Here is a 13,359-nt window from a genome sequence, read left to right on the forward strand (position 1 = left end):
AATATTGTCATAATCGCCTCAACATAATCGCTGACTGCCAACGCGGAACACCCCATGCTGCTCGCCACCTACAACGTCAACAGTATCAATAGCAGGCTGGACGCCCTCTTGCACTACCTCGAAGAGCGCCAGCCGGACGTCGTGTGCCTGCAAGAGCTGAAGGCCCCGCAAGAGAAATTCCCCATTGCGGCAATCGAGGCGGCCGGCTACCACGCGCAGTGGCACGGCCAGAAAAGCTGGAACGGCGTGGCGATCGTCACGCGCGAACCGGCGCAAGAGGTGCAGCGCGGCCTGCCGGGCGACCCGGCCGACGAGCAAAGCCGCTATATCGAGGTGGCCTACCAGGGCATCCTGATCGCCTGCCTGTACCTGCCGAACGGGAACCCGGCCCCGGGCCCGAAGTACGACTACAAGCTGGCCTGGATGGAGCGCCTGCGCCTGCGCGGCCTCGAGCTGCTGGCCGCCGGCGTGCCGGCGGTGCTGGCCGGCGACTTCAACGTCATCCCGACCGAACGCGATGTCTACAAGCCGGAACGCTGGGTCGACGACGCGTTGTTCCGGGTCGAGACCCGCGCCGCGTTCGAGCGCCTGATGGAACAGGGCTGGCTCGATTCGCTGCGCGCGCTGCATCCGGATGAAACCATCTACACGTTCTGGGATTACTTTCGCAATGCGTTCGGGCGCGACGCCGGCCTGCGCATCGACCATCTGCTGCTGAGCCCTTCGCTGGCGCCGGCCTTGAAGGCGGCGGGCGTGGACAAGTTCATGCGCGGGCGCGAAAAACCGAGCGACCACACACCTACCTGGATCGAACTCGATCTGGGCAAGCTCGCCTGAATTCACCATCGTCGATGGCGCACGCAAAGATGCGCCGCGATCACCACCATAAGGAATCACCATGAAAAAAATTCTCGTTCTCGCCGCCACCCTGGCCCTGCCGATCGGCGCGCAGGCTGTCTCGATGCCAGGCTTTTGCGCCAAGGGTATCGGCTCGGCCGAAGCGAAAGTGTGCGGCCACCCTGGTTCGGCCGAATCGGAAGGCCTGATCTTCGCCATGTACCGCGCGGCCCTCGAAAAAGTCGACGCCGGCGTGGGCAAGACGCTGCAGGAAGAGCACACCAAGTGGTGGGAAGGCGTCAAGCAATGCGCCGACGCCAAGGACATGAATGGCTGCATCAACAACGCCTACGGCACCCGCGCCATGCAACTGCAGACGGCCTACAAGGTCACCAAGGCCACCGGTCCGGTGTCGTATTCGTGCAGCGACAAAACGAAGATCACCGCCTTCTTCCTCGAGACCACGCCACCGTCGATGGTCGCGGCGCGCAACAAGGAACACGTGCTGCTGCGCGGCGAGCCAAGCGCCAGCGGCATCGCCTACGGCAACCGCGGCGAGCAGTTCAAGGAGCACAAGGGCAAGGTCACCATCAAGTGGGGCGCCGACGCCAAGGAAATCAGCTGCAAGAAGGTGTGATGACCTGGCTGACCCGGGTAGCGCGATGCGATCCGGGTTAGTACCCCGCCGCTGCCGGTTTTGAATCAAGGGGCGAACATGCGCTATGCTGTTCGCCCTTTGTCCATTCTGACTTCGCCATGCTGACACCCGAACAGCTCTTCGGCTTTCTCGCCGCCGCCATCCTGATCACGCTCTCCCCCGGACCCGACAACCTGATGGTGCTCAGCACCGGGATCGCCAAGGGGCGCCTGCGCGGTGTGGCCTTTGGCCTGGGCTGCGCGTTCGGGTGCCTCAGTCACACGCTGCTGGCGGTGATCGGCGTGAGCGCGCTGATCGCGGCGTCGCCGGCGGCATTCACGGCGCTCAAGGTCGCCGGTGGCCTGTACCTGATCTGGATGGGCTGGGGTGCGATTCGCAGCCGTGGCGGCGCGCGCCTGACGAGCGCGCCCATCCCGGACGAGCCGGCGCGGCGCCTGTTCGCCAAGGGCCTGGTGGCAGCGGCAATCAATCCGAAGGTCGTGCTGTTTTTCCTGTCGTTCCTGCCGCAGTTCGTCGTCGCCGCGCGCGGGGACGCCAATCTGCAGATCGGCGTGCTGGGCATCGTGTTCACGCTGCAGGCCGCGGCAATCTTCGGCCTGCTCGGCTACTTCTCGGGCGCGATCGGCGGGTGGCTGGGTCGCACCCCGACGGCCGGCATGTGGCTCGACCGGATCGCGGGGGCGGTGTTCATCGGACTGGGACTGCGCCTGATCGTCGCGCGCTAATTTACGCCGACGGCTCGTGGATCGGGCAGCGGTTGAACTCCGAGCGGAATTCGCGCGAGGTCGCCATCACCCGGCGCCGCGCGCGGTTTACCGACCCCAGTGGCCGGTGCGTGGCGAGGCAGTTCCACTGGTCGTAGGCGATTTCGTCTTCGAGCTGTTGCAGCGAGGCGTCCCAGCTCGTTTGCGGCTCCAGGCGTACCCGCGCAACGGCAACGTACGAACTCAGTTCTTCCGGCCACTCGACCGACGCATCTTCGATCGGCATCTTCTCGACGTCCACGTTCAACTGCACGCGCAGCTCCCATTCGCCGCCCTGCGACTGGAAATGCGAGCCGATCGCATGGCGCTGGGCGTCATCCTCGGTCTTGATCGATTCGCCGTCGAGCGACAGCAGCTCTGGCGCGATCGGCGCCAGCGAAAATTTGGCCATGTACTGGCCATACAGGTACGGGGTCTGGCTGAAGTACGTCTCGCCCAGCGGATGGTGCTGTGGCTCGCCGCCCATCGATTTGAGCGTGCCGCTCTGGCCACCCACTGCTTCCAGCGCGCCTTCGGCAGTGCGCAGCACGGCCGAGATGATCTTCTTGCCCGTTTCGGTAGCGTTGGTGGTGGCCGCCAACAGCTTCACGCTGCGCAGGAATCCCTGCGGATCGGGCGCGGAGAACACAGGGCCGTTCACCATCAGGAAATCTTGCGAGTTGCCGCTCTTGGCCGTGTCGAGGCGAGCGCCCGGCACGTCAAGCACTTTCATTGCGACCGCGCGCGGGGTGGAGACACCATCGGGCAGTTGCTCGGCCGGCGGCGACGACCATCGCAGCAGCACATCGTAGGTGCCGGCCTGGCCGAACAGGCCCTGGGCAAGTTGCGGCGGCAGATTGTCCAGCACCGTCAGTTTGCCGCGCACCAGGGCGTGGCCCTTGGCGTGGACGGCGCGGCTGGCGTGGCCTTCGGCATCCGCGACCTTCTTGGCCATATTGGCAAAGAGGGTCTGCAGCGCGTGGATGGTCTCGGATTCGTCGAGGCCGATGTGCTCGAATTCGGCGCGGAACGGAACAGGATGGGTCGATGCGATGGTCATGAAAGGCTCCTCATAATAGAGAAGCCAAGGTAGCAGACATCGGCAGCGCGCGATGTTCGCCAAAACACTTATAAGGTCACGAGCACCTGCGCCGCCTGGCCCTTCTTCGCCGCCACCGGCACTTCGAGCAGGTTTTGCTGGGCATTGAACGCGAACCGCACCGCGCGGCCGTCGACTGTCACCGCGCGCGGTTTGGCCGTCACATTGTGCACCTTGAGCGAAAAGCCCCGCTCGACGGCGGCCATGGCCTTGCCGGTCTCCGTCGCAAAGCCGATCTCGAGGTGCGCTTTTCCTTCTACCGCTGCAAAGCGGCTCGTGAAACGCACGATCTCGTACTTGCCTGCCTCGTACGCGCCGGCCGTCTCGCCGTCGTCGTCATACAGCTTGCCACTCGAGGTGCTCACTGACGCGTCGTGATAATAATGCAGGTCGATGTGACTGCCCGTGTAGTCGCGCGTGGTCTGCACCACCTTCGCCATCGGCACGAACGCACCGGCGCGCACGTACACCGGGATATTGGCGTCGACCGGGCGCACGGTCTCGAGGATACCGCCCTTGTGCGCCTGGCCCGTATGGAAGTCGAACCACACGCTGCCGGCCGTCGGGAAGTAGACCTCGGCGCGTGTGGCGCCCGGCTTGACGATCGGCGTGACCAGAAAATCCGGGCCCCACAGATAGGTCGACGAGCGCTCGATCGGCTGCGCCGGATCGGTCTCGACAAACATCAGAGGGCGCATCAAGGGCATGCCGGTCTGCTGATTGTCGAAGGCGATCGTGTAGTTATACGGCAGCATCGCGTAGCGCAGCCACACCGCTTCGCGCGCCAGCACCTTCGTGCGCTCGGTGCGCAGTACCGGCTCGGACGCCACCGCCTCTTGCGCGTGTGGCCGGAAGATCGGCTGGAACACGCCATACTGCAGCCAGCGCACATACAACTCGTCGTCGAGCACCGCGCCGGCAAAGCCGCCCAGGTCCGAGTGCATATAGGCCAGGCCCTGCATGCCCATCTGCATCGAGATTTCCATCTGCGACTGCAAACCGCCCCAGCTGCGGCTGACGTCACCCGACCACGGGATCATGCCGAAGCGCTGCGACCCCGAGTAACCGGCGCGCATCAGGATGAACGGGCGCTCGGTCGGGAACTCCTTGCGGTAGCCGTCAAAGATCAGGCGCGCCCAATCGTGGCCATAGATATTGTGGACCTGGTCGGCCGTGCCAGTGCCATGCACCAGGTTTGACGGATGCAGTTCAGGTTCGCCCAGGTCGCCCCACCAGCCGGTGACGCCGCCCTTTTTCAGGTCGCGGTAGATGTTCCACCACCAGTCGCGCCCTTCCTGCTTGTACAGGTCGATCAGGCCCGTGTTCCCGAAATAGAAATCGTAGGTGGCCGGCTTGCCGGCGCCGTCCTGCGCCAGCACGTTCCTGGCCACCGCATCCTGCCAGCGGTTGGAGGTCGTCAGCACGAACGGCTCGGTGATGACGACTGTCTTGACGCCCTTGGCCTTGAAGTCGGCCATCATTTTTTCGGCGTGCGGGAACGTGTCGCGGTCCCAGTCCATATTGCCCATCGTGCCCTGCACCGTCTTGCCGAACCAGTACAGGTCGAGCACCACGGCGTCGAGCGGGATTTTCTCTTGCGCGAACTTGGCGACGATGGCGCGTGTTTCGGCCTCGGTCTTGTAGCCAAAGCGGCTGGCAAAGTTACCGAAAGCCCAGCGCGGCGGCAGTGGCTGGCGGCCCGTCAGGTCGGTGTAGCCGGCCATGACGGCATCCCAGGTCTCGCCCGCGACCACCTGGTAGGTCTTGCGCCCGCCGCTGACTTCATAGCGCAGCGTGCCGTCCTTGCGGCTGTCGAAATCGAGCCAGCCGACCTGCGGATTGTCGAAGTGGATTGCGTATTTCTTCGACGAGAGCGCAACCGGAATCGTGTAGTTGAGCAGCTCGGAGCGTTCGCCGTAACCGTAGTCAGCCTTGTTGTACAGGCGCAGGCGGTTGCCGCGCCGGTTCATGCCAAGCGCCCGCGCGCCGCCGCCGTACAGCGCTTCGCCGTCGTCGAGCGAGAATTCGATGGTGTCCATGCCGCCAACCCGGCCGAAGCCGCGCTTCTCGGCCACCAGTGGCTTGCCCTTGTAGGCGTAGCTGATCCGGAAAGGCTGTTTGTCGACCGTGACGGCGATGCCGTCGGTGGCGTAGGTAATGCGCGCGCCGTCGTCCTTGAACGAGGCCGGCGCCTGTACCGGCGCGAGAATCACGGCATGCGAGGCCGGCTCGAAGCGCTCGCCGTCGGGGATGAACGTGGTTTCGACGATCGCGCTCGAATAAGGCTTGATCAGGTAGCGGCCATCGCCCGTCGCGATCTCGAGCGTGTTGCCGTTCTGCGTGACGCTCTTGAACTGGCGCTCGGCGTTCTGCGCAAAGGCGAACCCGCTGGTGGCCAATGGGACGGCGGTGAGGCAAAGCGCCAGGCGGGCGATCGTAGCTGTTGTCATGTCTTCGTTGTCGTTATTGTGGGGATGTACGGCTGCAGGCCGAAGCATGACAGAATTTGGCCGATTCATACAGCACGGCGCCACATGAAAAACGCCCCGCGCCGATGCGGGGCGCGGGGCGTATTGACGACAACGTCGCAGCTTAGTTGGTGCCCAGCGTCAGCAGCAGCAGGCGTCCCTGGCCGTCGGCACGCTCATTGGTCACGACGATGATGCGGCCTTGCGGATCCTGGCTCAGGGCCGAGATCGACGGGGTCGAGAATTCGTCGTCGGTCTTCTTGTCGTAGCCCGGCACCAGGGTTGAAATATCCTTCCACGAGTTGCCGCTGTCATCCGACCAGGCCAGGTAGGGCCGGCCGTGCATCTTGTCGAAACCACCGATGACGATCGTGCCCGGATTGTCCTTGAGCGGCAAAAAAGCGCCGATGTACGGATAGCCTTTGGCGTCGCTAAGGGGTTCGTGGATCACGAACTTGAAGCTGCGGCCGTTATCGAGGCTGCGCAGCAGGCCGCCTTCAACGCCGACGTAGACGATCTCGGTGCCCGGCACCGATTCGATGAACTGGACGTTGCGGTTTTCCATCTCGGGCAGCGTCATTGGCAGCTTGTCTTCGCTGGCCAGCGCGCCGCCGTCAGGCGTGAGCCGATACGCCTCGACGAACGCCATGTCGAGCGGGCACTCGCCGCCGACCAGCACCCGGTCGCCAATCACGTGGAACTTGGTCGCGTAGCACATCTGCGATTCCTTCGTGCCACGGATCACCTGCCAGGTCGTGCCGCCGTCTTTCGACGTAAACAGGTTGTTGCCGCCGCCCGGATTGCTGTACAGGCGATTGCCGGCCAGTTTCAGGTCCTGCATCGACAGCGTCTCGCAGAAGTACGGATTGCAGCTGCGCAGATCCTGGTCGCGCGGCACGAAGCTTGCCGAGTCGGGACTCAACGAGCAGGTGGTGTGCTCACCAAGCGTTTCCGGTAGATCGGCCCACGGCTGCATCAGCCACACATCCTGCCCCACCAGCTTGATCTTCGGCGCACGCCCGATAAAGTCCCCGATCGGCGCCATGCCGCACGCGCCCAGGCCCATCGGGCTCCAGGTCGACGCCGCCGTCAGGGGCAGCGTGGCCCGCAGGACCGACGACCCTTCGGTGGCGCTGTTGGCCAGCGACAGATAGGCGCTGCCGCCCTGGAACACGAGCGTATCCATCAGGCGCGTGGTCGAGGACAGCAGTTCGAGCTTGGTCGCCACGGGCGTGACGGCCACCGGCGGCAGCGCCGGCGCCGCAGTGTCGCTCGAACCGCCGCAGGCCGCCAGCAGCAGTGCGCAGGCAGCGCCGGCGGCGGTGTGTTTGATGTGTTCAATCATGCGAATCCCCAGATCTTGTTGTCGATATTCGAACGTGGAATTTTAGGCAACGCATGGTGCGCGTATGCGGGTTTATTGTCGGGCGAATGTCGTGAAACTGTAAGCATGGCGCATGCCGCCGGTTCTGCAAGCTTCACCCAATTGGCATAGAATCGTCGGATTTTGCGCGCCGGCCTGGCCAGGGCGCTTCGTTGCAAAGGATTTGTATGGACATCGCACAAGGGCGCCCGGTCAGCCAGACCCGCTCATTCGCCACGATCGCACTGATCGAGTTATGGGAACGCTTCGGCTACTACGGCATGCAGGCGCTCATCGTCTACTTCATGGTGCAGCGCCTGGGGTTCGACGACACCCGCGCCACGCTGGTGTGGGGCGCGGCGGCCGCGCTGATCTACGTCGCGCCGGCGATCGGCGGCTGGATCGGCGACAAGGTGCTGGGCACGCGCCGCTCGATGGTGATCGGCGCCATCATCCTCTCGCTCGGCTACGCACTGATGGGCATCCCCACCACGAACACCTGGCTGACCTTTGCGGCGCTGGGCGTGATCGTCGTCGGCAATGGCCTGTTCAAGCCCAATACCGCCAACCTGGTGCGCAAGATCTACGAAGGCAACGACTCCAAGATCGACAGCGCCTTTACCATCTACTACATGGCCGTCAACGTCGGCTCGACGGTGTCGATGCTGGCCACGCCGGCCATCAAGGATTACGTCAACGCCAACTACGGCGGCGATCTTGGCTGGCACATGGCGTTTGCGTTCTGCAGCGTCGGCCTGTGGGTGGGTCTCATCACGGTGGGCCTCCTGCGCCGCACGATTGGCCATATCGGCTCGCCGCCGGACGCCCTGCCGCTGGACTGGGGCAAGCTCGCGCTGGTGCTTGGCGGCGGCGTGCTGGCCGTGATTGCCTCGACCTTCATCCTCGAATACGGTTGGCTCGCGCGCCTGTTCGTGTACCTGGCCGGCTTCGTCGTGCTGGGCATCTTCATCCACCTGATCCGCAGCAGCCAGGCCAGCGAACGCGCAGGCCTCGTCGCCGCGCTCGTGCTGACGCTGCAGACGGTGTTCTTCTTCATCTTCTACCAGCAGATGTCGACGTCGCTGTCGCTGTTCGCGCTGCGCAACGTCGATCTGGACTTCAGCCTGTTCGGCAATCACCTGTTTACCTGGTCGCCGGCCCAGTTCCAGGCCCTGAACGCCATCTGGATCATGTTGCTCAGCCCCGTGCTGGCCTGGGTCTACACGCGCGCCAGCGACGCGGGGCGCGACCTGTCGATTGCCGGCAAGTTCGCACTGGGCTTTGCCGTCGTCGCGGCGGGCTTCTTCACCTACGGTGTTGCCGGCGCCTTTGCCGTGAACGGCCTGACCTCGTCGTGGATCATGATTGCCGGTTACGGCCTGTATTCGCTGGGCGAACTGCTCGTGAGCGGCCTGGGCCTGGCCATGATCGCGCGCTACGTGCCGGCGCGCATGGGCGGCTTCATGATGGGGGCCTACTTCGTCGCGGTCGGGATCTCGCAATACCTGGGCGGGCTGGTGGCCACGATGGCCAGCGTGCCGCAGGGGATGACCGACCCTGTGCAAACACTGCCGATCTATACGAGCCTGTTCAACAAGCTGGGCCTGGCGGCGATCGCCTGCACGCTGATCGCGCTGGCGGCGCTGCCGCTGATGCGCCGCCTGACGGCCGAGCATCACACATACAAGTAGGTTCTTGTAAGATGGCCGGGTTGATTCTTTTTTGATCCGGCCATCATGTCTTCCACGACTTTCAATTCCACCCTCCAGGTCGCGCAGCGCGTGCATGCGATCGAACCGTTTCGCGTCATGGAGATGGTCAAGGCCGCCGCCGCGCTGCGACGCGCCGGCCATGACATCATCAGCATGAGCGTGGGCGAGCCCGATTTCACGGCGCCCGACATCGTCGCCGACGCCGCCGTCGCCGCGATCCGGGGCGGCGTCACGCAATATACCGAGTCGCTCGGCCTGCAAGAATTGCGCGCAGCGATCGCCGGCCACTACGCGGCCACACAGAACCTCGACATCGATCCGCGCCGCATCGTCATTACCGCCGGGGCCTCGGCCGGCCTGCTGCTGGCGTGCGCCGCGCTGGTGAGCCAGGGCGACGAAGTCCTGATGCCCGACCCTTCGTATCCGTGCAACCGCCATTTCGTCACCAGTTTCGGCGGCACGCCAGTGCTGGTGCCGTCGTCCCACGAAGACCGCTACCAGCTCGGCGCGCACCATGTGCACGAGCATTGGCGCGAGCGTACGCGCGGCGTGCTGGTGGCTTCGCCGTCGAACCCCACCGGCACCTCGATGACGCCGCCCCAACTACGCGAGATGCTCGCTGCCGTGCGCGCGCGTGGCGGCTTTGCCATCGTCGACGAGATTTACCAGGGACTGTCGTACGACCACGTTCCGGCATCCGCGCTGGCGCTCGATGCCGACGTGATCACCGTGAACAGCTTTTCGAAGTACTTCAACATGACCGGCTGGCGCCTGGGCTGGCTGGTGGTGCCCGACAGCCTGGTGAGCGTGTTCGAGAAGCTGGCCCAGAACCTGTTCATCTGCGCGCCGACGATCGCCCAGCACGCGGCGCTGGCCTGCTTTGACCCCGAGGCGCTGGCCATCTTCGAAGCGCGCCGCCAGGAATTCCAGCGGCGCCGCGACTACCTGGTGCCTGCCTTGCGCGCGTTGGGCTTCGGCGTGCCGGTGATGCCAGACGGCGCGTTCTATGTGTATGCCGATATCGCGCAGCTCGATCATCCACTGCATGGCGACAGCACGGCGCTGTGCATGGCGTTGCTGCATGACGCGCACGTGGCGATCGTGCCGGGCGACGATTTCGGCGTGGCTGCGCCCGCGCGGCATGTGCGCTTTTCGTATGCGACGAAGTATGAGCGGATCGAAGAAGCAGTCGCGCGGCTGGCGCGGCTGGTGGGCTAGGCGTCAGCCGGCCGGCACTGCGCCCGCGAGCGCCTCGACGAGCATGGCCGGCGCCACCGGCTTGACCAGGTAGCGGTCGAATCCGGCGGCCAGCGCCCGTTCGCGGTCGCTCGGCTGGCCGTAGCCGGACAGCGCGATCGCCAGTGGCCGCAGGTCGGGCGGCGCAGCGCGCAGGCGCGTCATCAGTTCCAGGCCATCGATGCCAGGCAGGCCGATGTCGCACACGATGGCGTCGAAGCGGCCCTCCAGCGCCAGCGCCAGGCCGGCATGGCCGTCGCCCGCGATCTCGACCCGATGGCCTTCGACTTCAAGCAGCAGGCGCAGCATGTCGGAGGCGTCAAGGTTGTCTTCGATGATCAGGATGCGGCGGGCGGCCTGTTCGCTGCCCGCCGGCGCTGGCGCGGTGGCGCCTGCCGGGAACCCCGTGGACACGGGCAGGCGCACCGTGAAGGTACTGCCCTGCCCCAGGCCAGGACTGGCGGCGTTGACGCTGCCGCCGTGCATGGTGACCAGGTTGCGCACGACATTCAGGCCGACGCCCAGTCCGCCTTCCGAGCGCGCCAGCGAACGCGGCCCCTGCGTAAACAGTTCGAATGCACGGCCGATCGTATCGCCCGACATGCCGGCGCCATTGTCGGCGATCGTCACGGCGATGCCGGCGTCGCCACTCACGGTCACCGTCACCAGGCCGCCATCCTGCGTGTACTTCGACGCGTTGTTGAGCAGATTGGTGAATACCTGGGTCAGGCGCACGCGGTCGCCCTTGACCACCAGCTCGCGGTCGGCCTGCGTGACGTTCAGCTGCTGGCCGCGCTCGCGCATGCGCGGCATGATCGTCTCGGCTGCGTGTTCGAGCACCTCGGCCAGGCGCAGCGGCTCGATCGCGAGCGTGATCTTGCCGCTGCTCAGGCGCGCGGCGTCGAGCAGATCATCGAGCAGGCGCGCCATGTGATCGACCTGGCGCTGGATCACGCCGGTAAGCCGGGCCAGCGGCAGGGTCGCCACCGGCGTGCGCTCGAGCAGGCTGGCCGACACGCTGATCGGCACCAGCGGATTGCGCAACTCGTGCGCCAGCATGGCCAAAAATTCGTTCTGGCGACGGTTGTTTTCTTCGGCGTCATCGCGTGAGGTCTGCGCATTGACGGCGGCGAGCACCAGGTGTTCGTTGGCTTCGCGCAGCTGCACCGCCAGCGTGCCGCAGGCCTCGAGCTCGAGACGCAGCGCGGCGTTTTCATGCTCGAGCTGCGCCAGGCGGCTGGCCGGCGTGACGGCAACGTCGTCGGGTAGCGCCGCCATGGCGTTCATGTCAGGCGATCCCGCGTGCGATGGGCAAACCGTGCAGCACGCCTTCGTAGCCGGTGCTGGCCGGATCGATGTGGATGCCGTCGTCGCCGATATGGAACTGGCGCAGGTCGGGGCTGTGGCCGCTGCCCCGCACCTTGACCACCGAGATGAAGCGGCGCAGTTGGCCGCCGCTTTCGGCAAAACGCATCAGCACGATGGCATCGGTAAGGTACGCCACCTCGGACTGGCTGAAGCGCAGCTGGGTGAAGTCGTCGTCCAGGCCCATCGTCACGAGCACGCTGACCCCGCGCTTGGCCAGTGAACTGAGCATCTGGAACACCGTGGCCCGCAACTGGTTGCGGCCTTCGGGCGCCAGGTAGAGCGCCAGCTCGGACAGCGAATCGACCACCACGCGGCGCGCACCGGTGCGGTCGATCGCTTCGTTCATGGCGTCGAGCAGCTCGTCGACCGTGAGGTCGATCATGCGGCTTTCGATCACCTCGACGTCGCCCGACTCGACCATGGCGGCCAGGTCGGCATTGCGCAGGCGCGACGTGCCTTTTTCAAACGAGACGGCCACGCCTTTCTCGCCCTGGCGCGCGCCCTCGCGCAGGAACTGGGTGCCAAGAATGGTCTTGCCGCAGCCGCTGGGGCCGGAGACCAGCATCGAATGCCCTTGCGGCAGGCCGCCGTGGAGCAGCGTATCGAGGTCGGGCGTGCCAGTGGGAATACGGCGCGTCGCCAGGTCGACCGGGGCGCCTTCGTGGTGGTCGGGCGCCAGCGGCGGCAGCATGCGCGGGTAGACGCGAATGCCGTCATCGGTGATGCGGAACGTGTGCGAGCCATTCAGGTGTGCCTGGCCGCGCATCTTGACCACGCGCATCTTGCGCACGACCGAATTTTCTTCGTGCACCGGTGTCAGCGCAATCATGCCGTCGGCCACCGTCATGATGGGGCTGGCTTCGGCGTCGCCGTGCAGGTATTCGCCGATCAGGAACGTGGTGGCCTGCCAGCTCGTCATGCGCGTGCCAAGCTCTTGAATGAAGTGCTGCAGGTCGGCCACGCCTTCGTTGCCGCTGCGCGCTGTTTGCGCGACCGAGCGGAACGAATCGACGAACACGAGACTCGGCGCGAAATCCTCGACTTCTTTCATGATGCGCGCCAGGACGGCGCTGAAGTCGCCCGCGCGCAGGTCTTCGGCCAGGTTGATATAGCGCACCGCAGTGCCCACCTTGGCCATGTCGAAGAAGCTGTACTGCTGCTGGTAGCGCAGCATTTTCAACGGCGGCTCGCCCAGCACGGTAAAGAACAGGGCGCGCCGCTCGCCACTGGCCAGCGCAAACATCATCTGGTGCGCAAGCGTGGTCTTGCCCGAGCCCGGCGGGCCCGCGATCAGGTTGAAGGAAAATTCGCTCAATCCTCCTCCCAGAAGGACATCGAGCCCCTGCACGCCAGTGCTCAACTTCCCAAGGGATACTTTTTCGCTCATTACTTGTGCTCCTGTACTTTCTTATCTTCCCCACCGTCCATTGCAGCGTCGAGCAGGCGCCGCGCAAGTGCGTGCCCGATCAGGGACGCCAGCAAGTCGGTAAACGTCTGGAGCAGGGCCGCGTGGGCCGTATGTGCGAGGTCGGGTGCCACGCTGGCGAGCATATCGTCCAGCGCACTGATTTGGGCGTCGCGGGTCTTGCACGGCGAGGTTGCCGCCAGCCAAGTGTACTCGGGACCAACCAGACGCAGCGCGCGACCGTACAGCGCGCAAAAACCGCTGTCGCCGATGAGCGGCCCCAGTTGGTCAGCGAGACGCCGCCATGATTGAATGAGAAGAAGGTGCTCTTCGGAACGCCCGGGATCGCCCTTACTTGTCATCATGTCTGGTGTGGAGAACAATTGCTGCCGATGTCTTCATGAAAGGTCCGTGCGCACAGCTGCGCGATGTCGCCAGGCGCGGGCAAGGCGGCAAATTCACGGTCATTA

At 65.1% G+C, this 13,359-nt stretch carries 11 protein-coding genes; 5 read left to right on the forward strand and 6 right to left on the reverse strand.

The genetic code is table 11. The features are described 5' to 3' along the window. Positions 1-54: 54 nt before the first annotated feature. The 3 genes from xth (at position 55) to AB2N08_RS03360 (ending at position 2,220) form a co-directional block, all read left to right on the forward strand. Complete coding sequence (xth, locus tag AB2N08_RS03350; RefSeq protein WP_367609190.1) at positions 55-837, forward strand: exodeoxyribonuclease III; 783 nt, start codon at positions 55-57, stop codon at positions 835-837. Between the two features lie 61 nt (positions 838-898). After that, the gene (locus AB2N08_RS03355) at positions 899-1,474 is read left to right on the forward strand and encodes an MliC family protein (RefSeq protein ID WP_367609191.1); all 576 of its coding nucleotides are present in this window, start codon (positions 899-901) and stop codon (positions 1,472-1,474) included. A 119-nt stretch (positions 1,475-1,593) separates the two neighbouring features. Then, the gene (locus AB2N08_RS03360) at positions 1,594-2,220 is read left to right on the forward strand and encodes a LysE family translocator (RefSeq protein ID WP_367609192.1); all 627 of its coding nucleotides are present in this window, start codon (positions 1,594-1,596) and stop codon (positions 2,218-2,220) included. 1 nt (position 2,221) lies between these two features. On the opposite strand, the gene AB2N08_RS03365 is transcribed toward AB2N08_RS03360, so the two are convergent. From AB2N08_RS03365 to AB2N08_RS03375, 3 genes are all read right to left on the reverse strand, one after another. Continuing rightward, on the reverse strand, positions 2,222-3,298 hold the full coding sequence (locus tag AB2N08_RS03365) for a catalase family protein (RefSeq protein ID WP_367609193.1): 1,077 nt from the start codon (positions 3,296-3,298) through the stop codon (positions 2,222-2,224). A 68-nt stretch (positions 3,299-3,366) separates the two neighbouring features. After that, the gene (locus tag AB2N08_RS03370) at positions 3,367-5,787 is read right to left on the reverse strand and encodes a glycoside hydrolase family 31 protein (protein ID WP_367609194.1); all 2,421 of its coding nucleotides are present in this window, start codon (positions 5,785-5,787) and stop codon (positions 3,367-3,369) included. Between the two features lie 142 nt (positions 5,788-5,929). Further along, on the reverse strand, positions 5,930-7,150 hold the full coding sequence (locus AB2N08_RS03375; protein WP_367609195.1) for a hypothetical protein: 1,221 nt from the start codon (positions 7,148-7,150) through the stop codon (positions 5,930-5,932). Positions 7,151-7,356: 206 nt separating this feature from the next. Between AB2N08_RS03375 and AB2N08_RS03380 the strand changes: the two genes are divergently transcribed. Together AB2N08_RS03380 and AB2N08_RS03385 are read left to right on the forward strand one after the other, a co-directional pair. Further along, entirely contained in the window at positions 7,357-8,859 is a 1,503-nt protein-coding gene (locus AB2N08_RS03380) for a peptide MFS transporter (protein WP_367609196.1), read from the forward strand. 45 nt (positions 8,860-8,904) lie between these two features. Continuing rightward, positions 8,905-10,098: a pyridoxal phosphate-dependent aminotransferase gene (locus tag AB2N08_RS03385; protein ID WP_367609197.1), complete on the forward strand. Its 1,194-nt coding sequence runs from the start codon at positions 8,905-8,907 to the stop codon at positions 10,096-10,098. Between the two features lie 3 nt (positions 10,099-10,101). Here the strand turns inward: AB2N08_RS03385 and AB2N08_RS03390 are convergent, their stop codons facing one another. The 3 genes from AB2N08_RS03390 to AB2N08_RS03400 are packed head-to-tail and all read right to left on the reverse strand — an operon-like array spanning position 10,102 to position 13,254. Then, positions 10,102-11,403 (reverse strand): hybrid sensor histidine kinase/response regulator, encoded by a 1,302-nt coding sequence (locus AB2N08_RS03390; protein WP_367609198.1) that lies wholly within the window; start codon positions 11,401-11,403, stop codon positions 10,102-10,104. A 1-nt stretch (position 11,404) separates the two neighbouring features. After that, positions 11,405-12,871, reverse strand: a complete 1,467-nt coding sequence (locus AB2N08_RS03395) for an RAD55 family ATPase (RefSeq protein WP_367609199.1) — start codon at positions 12,869-12,871, stop codon at positions 11,405-11,407. Beyond that, entirely contained in the window at positions 12,871-13,254 is a 384-nt protein-coding gene (locus tag AB2N08_RS03400) for a hypothetical protein (protein WP_367609200.1), read from the reverse strand. The genes AB2N08_RS03395 and AB2N08_RS03400 overlap by 1 nt, the downstream gene beginning before the upstream one ends. Positions 13,255-13,359 lie beyond the last annotated feature (105 nt).

This window comes from Massilia aurea, assembly GCF_040790145.1.
GTDB lineage: Bacteria > Pseudomonadota > Gammaproteobacteria > Burkholderiales > Burkholderiaceae_D > Telluria > Telluria aurea_C.

Excerpts from the sequence above, each read along its gene's own strand:
- AB2N08_RS03365 (WP_367609193.1), bottom strand. The coding sequence starts at position 3,298 with ATGACCATCGCATCGACCCATCCTGTTCCGTTCCGCGCCGAATTCGAG.
- AB2N08_RS03385 (WP_367609197.1), top strand. The coding sequence starts at position 8,905 with ATGTCTTCCACGACTTTCAATTCCACCCTCCAGGTCGCGCAGCGCGTG.
- xth (WP_367609190.1), top strand. The coding sequence starts at position 55 with ATGCTGCTCGCCACCTACAACGTCAACAGTATCAATAGCAGGCTGGAC.
- AB2N08_RS03360 (WP_367609192.1), top strand. The coding sequence starts at position 1,594 with ATGCTGACACCCGAACAGCTCTTCGGCTTTCTCGCCGCCGCCATCCTG.
- AB2N08_RS03380 (WP_367609196.1), top strand. The coding sequence starts at position 7,357 with ATGGACATCGCACAAGGGCGCCCGGTCAGCCAGACCCGCTCATTCGCC.
- AB2N08_RS03370 (WP_367609194.1), bottom strand. The coding sequence starts at position 5,787 with ATGACAACAGCTACGATCGCCCGCCTGGCGCTTTGCCTCACCGCCGTC.
- AB2N08_RS03400 (WP_367609200.1), bottom strand. The coding sequence starts at position 13,254 with ATGATGACAAGTAAGGGCGATCCCGGGCGTTCCGAAGAGCACCTTCTT.
- AB2N08_RS03355 (WP_367609191.1), top strand. The coding sequence starts at position 899 with ATGAAAAAAATTCTCGTTCTCGCCGCCACCCTGGCCCTGCCGATCGGC.
- AB2N08_RS03395 (WP_367609199.1), bottom strand. The coding sequence starts at position 12,871 with ATGAGCGAAAAAGTATCCCTTGGGAAGTTGAGCACTGGCGTGCAGGGG.
- AB2N08_RS03390 (WP_367609198.1), bottom strand. The coding sequence starts at position 11,403 with ATGAACGCCATGGCGGCGCTACCCGACGACGTTGCCGTCACGCCGGCC.
- AB2N08_RS03375 (WP_367609195.1), bottom strand. The coding sequence starts at position 7,150 with ATGATTGAACACATCAAACACACCGCCGCCGGCGCTGCCTGCGCACTG.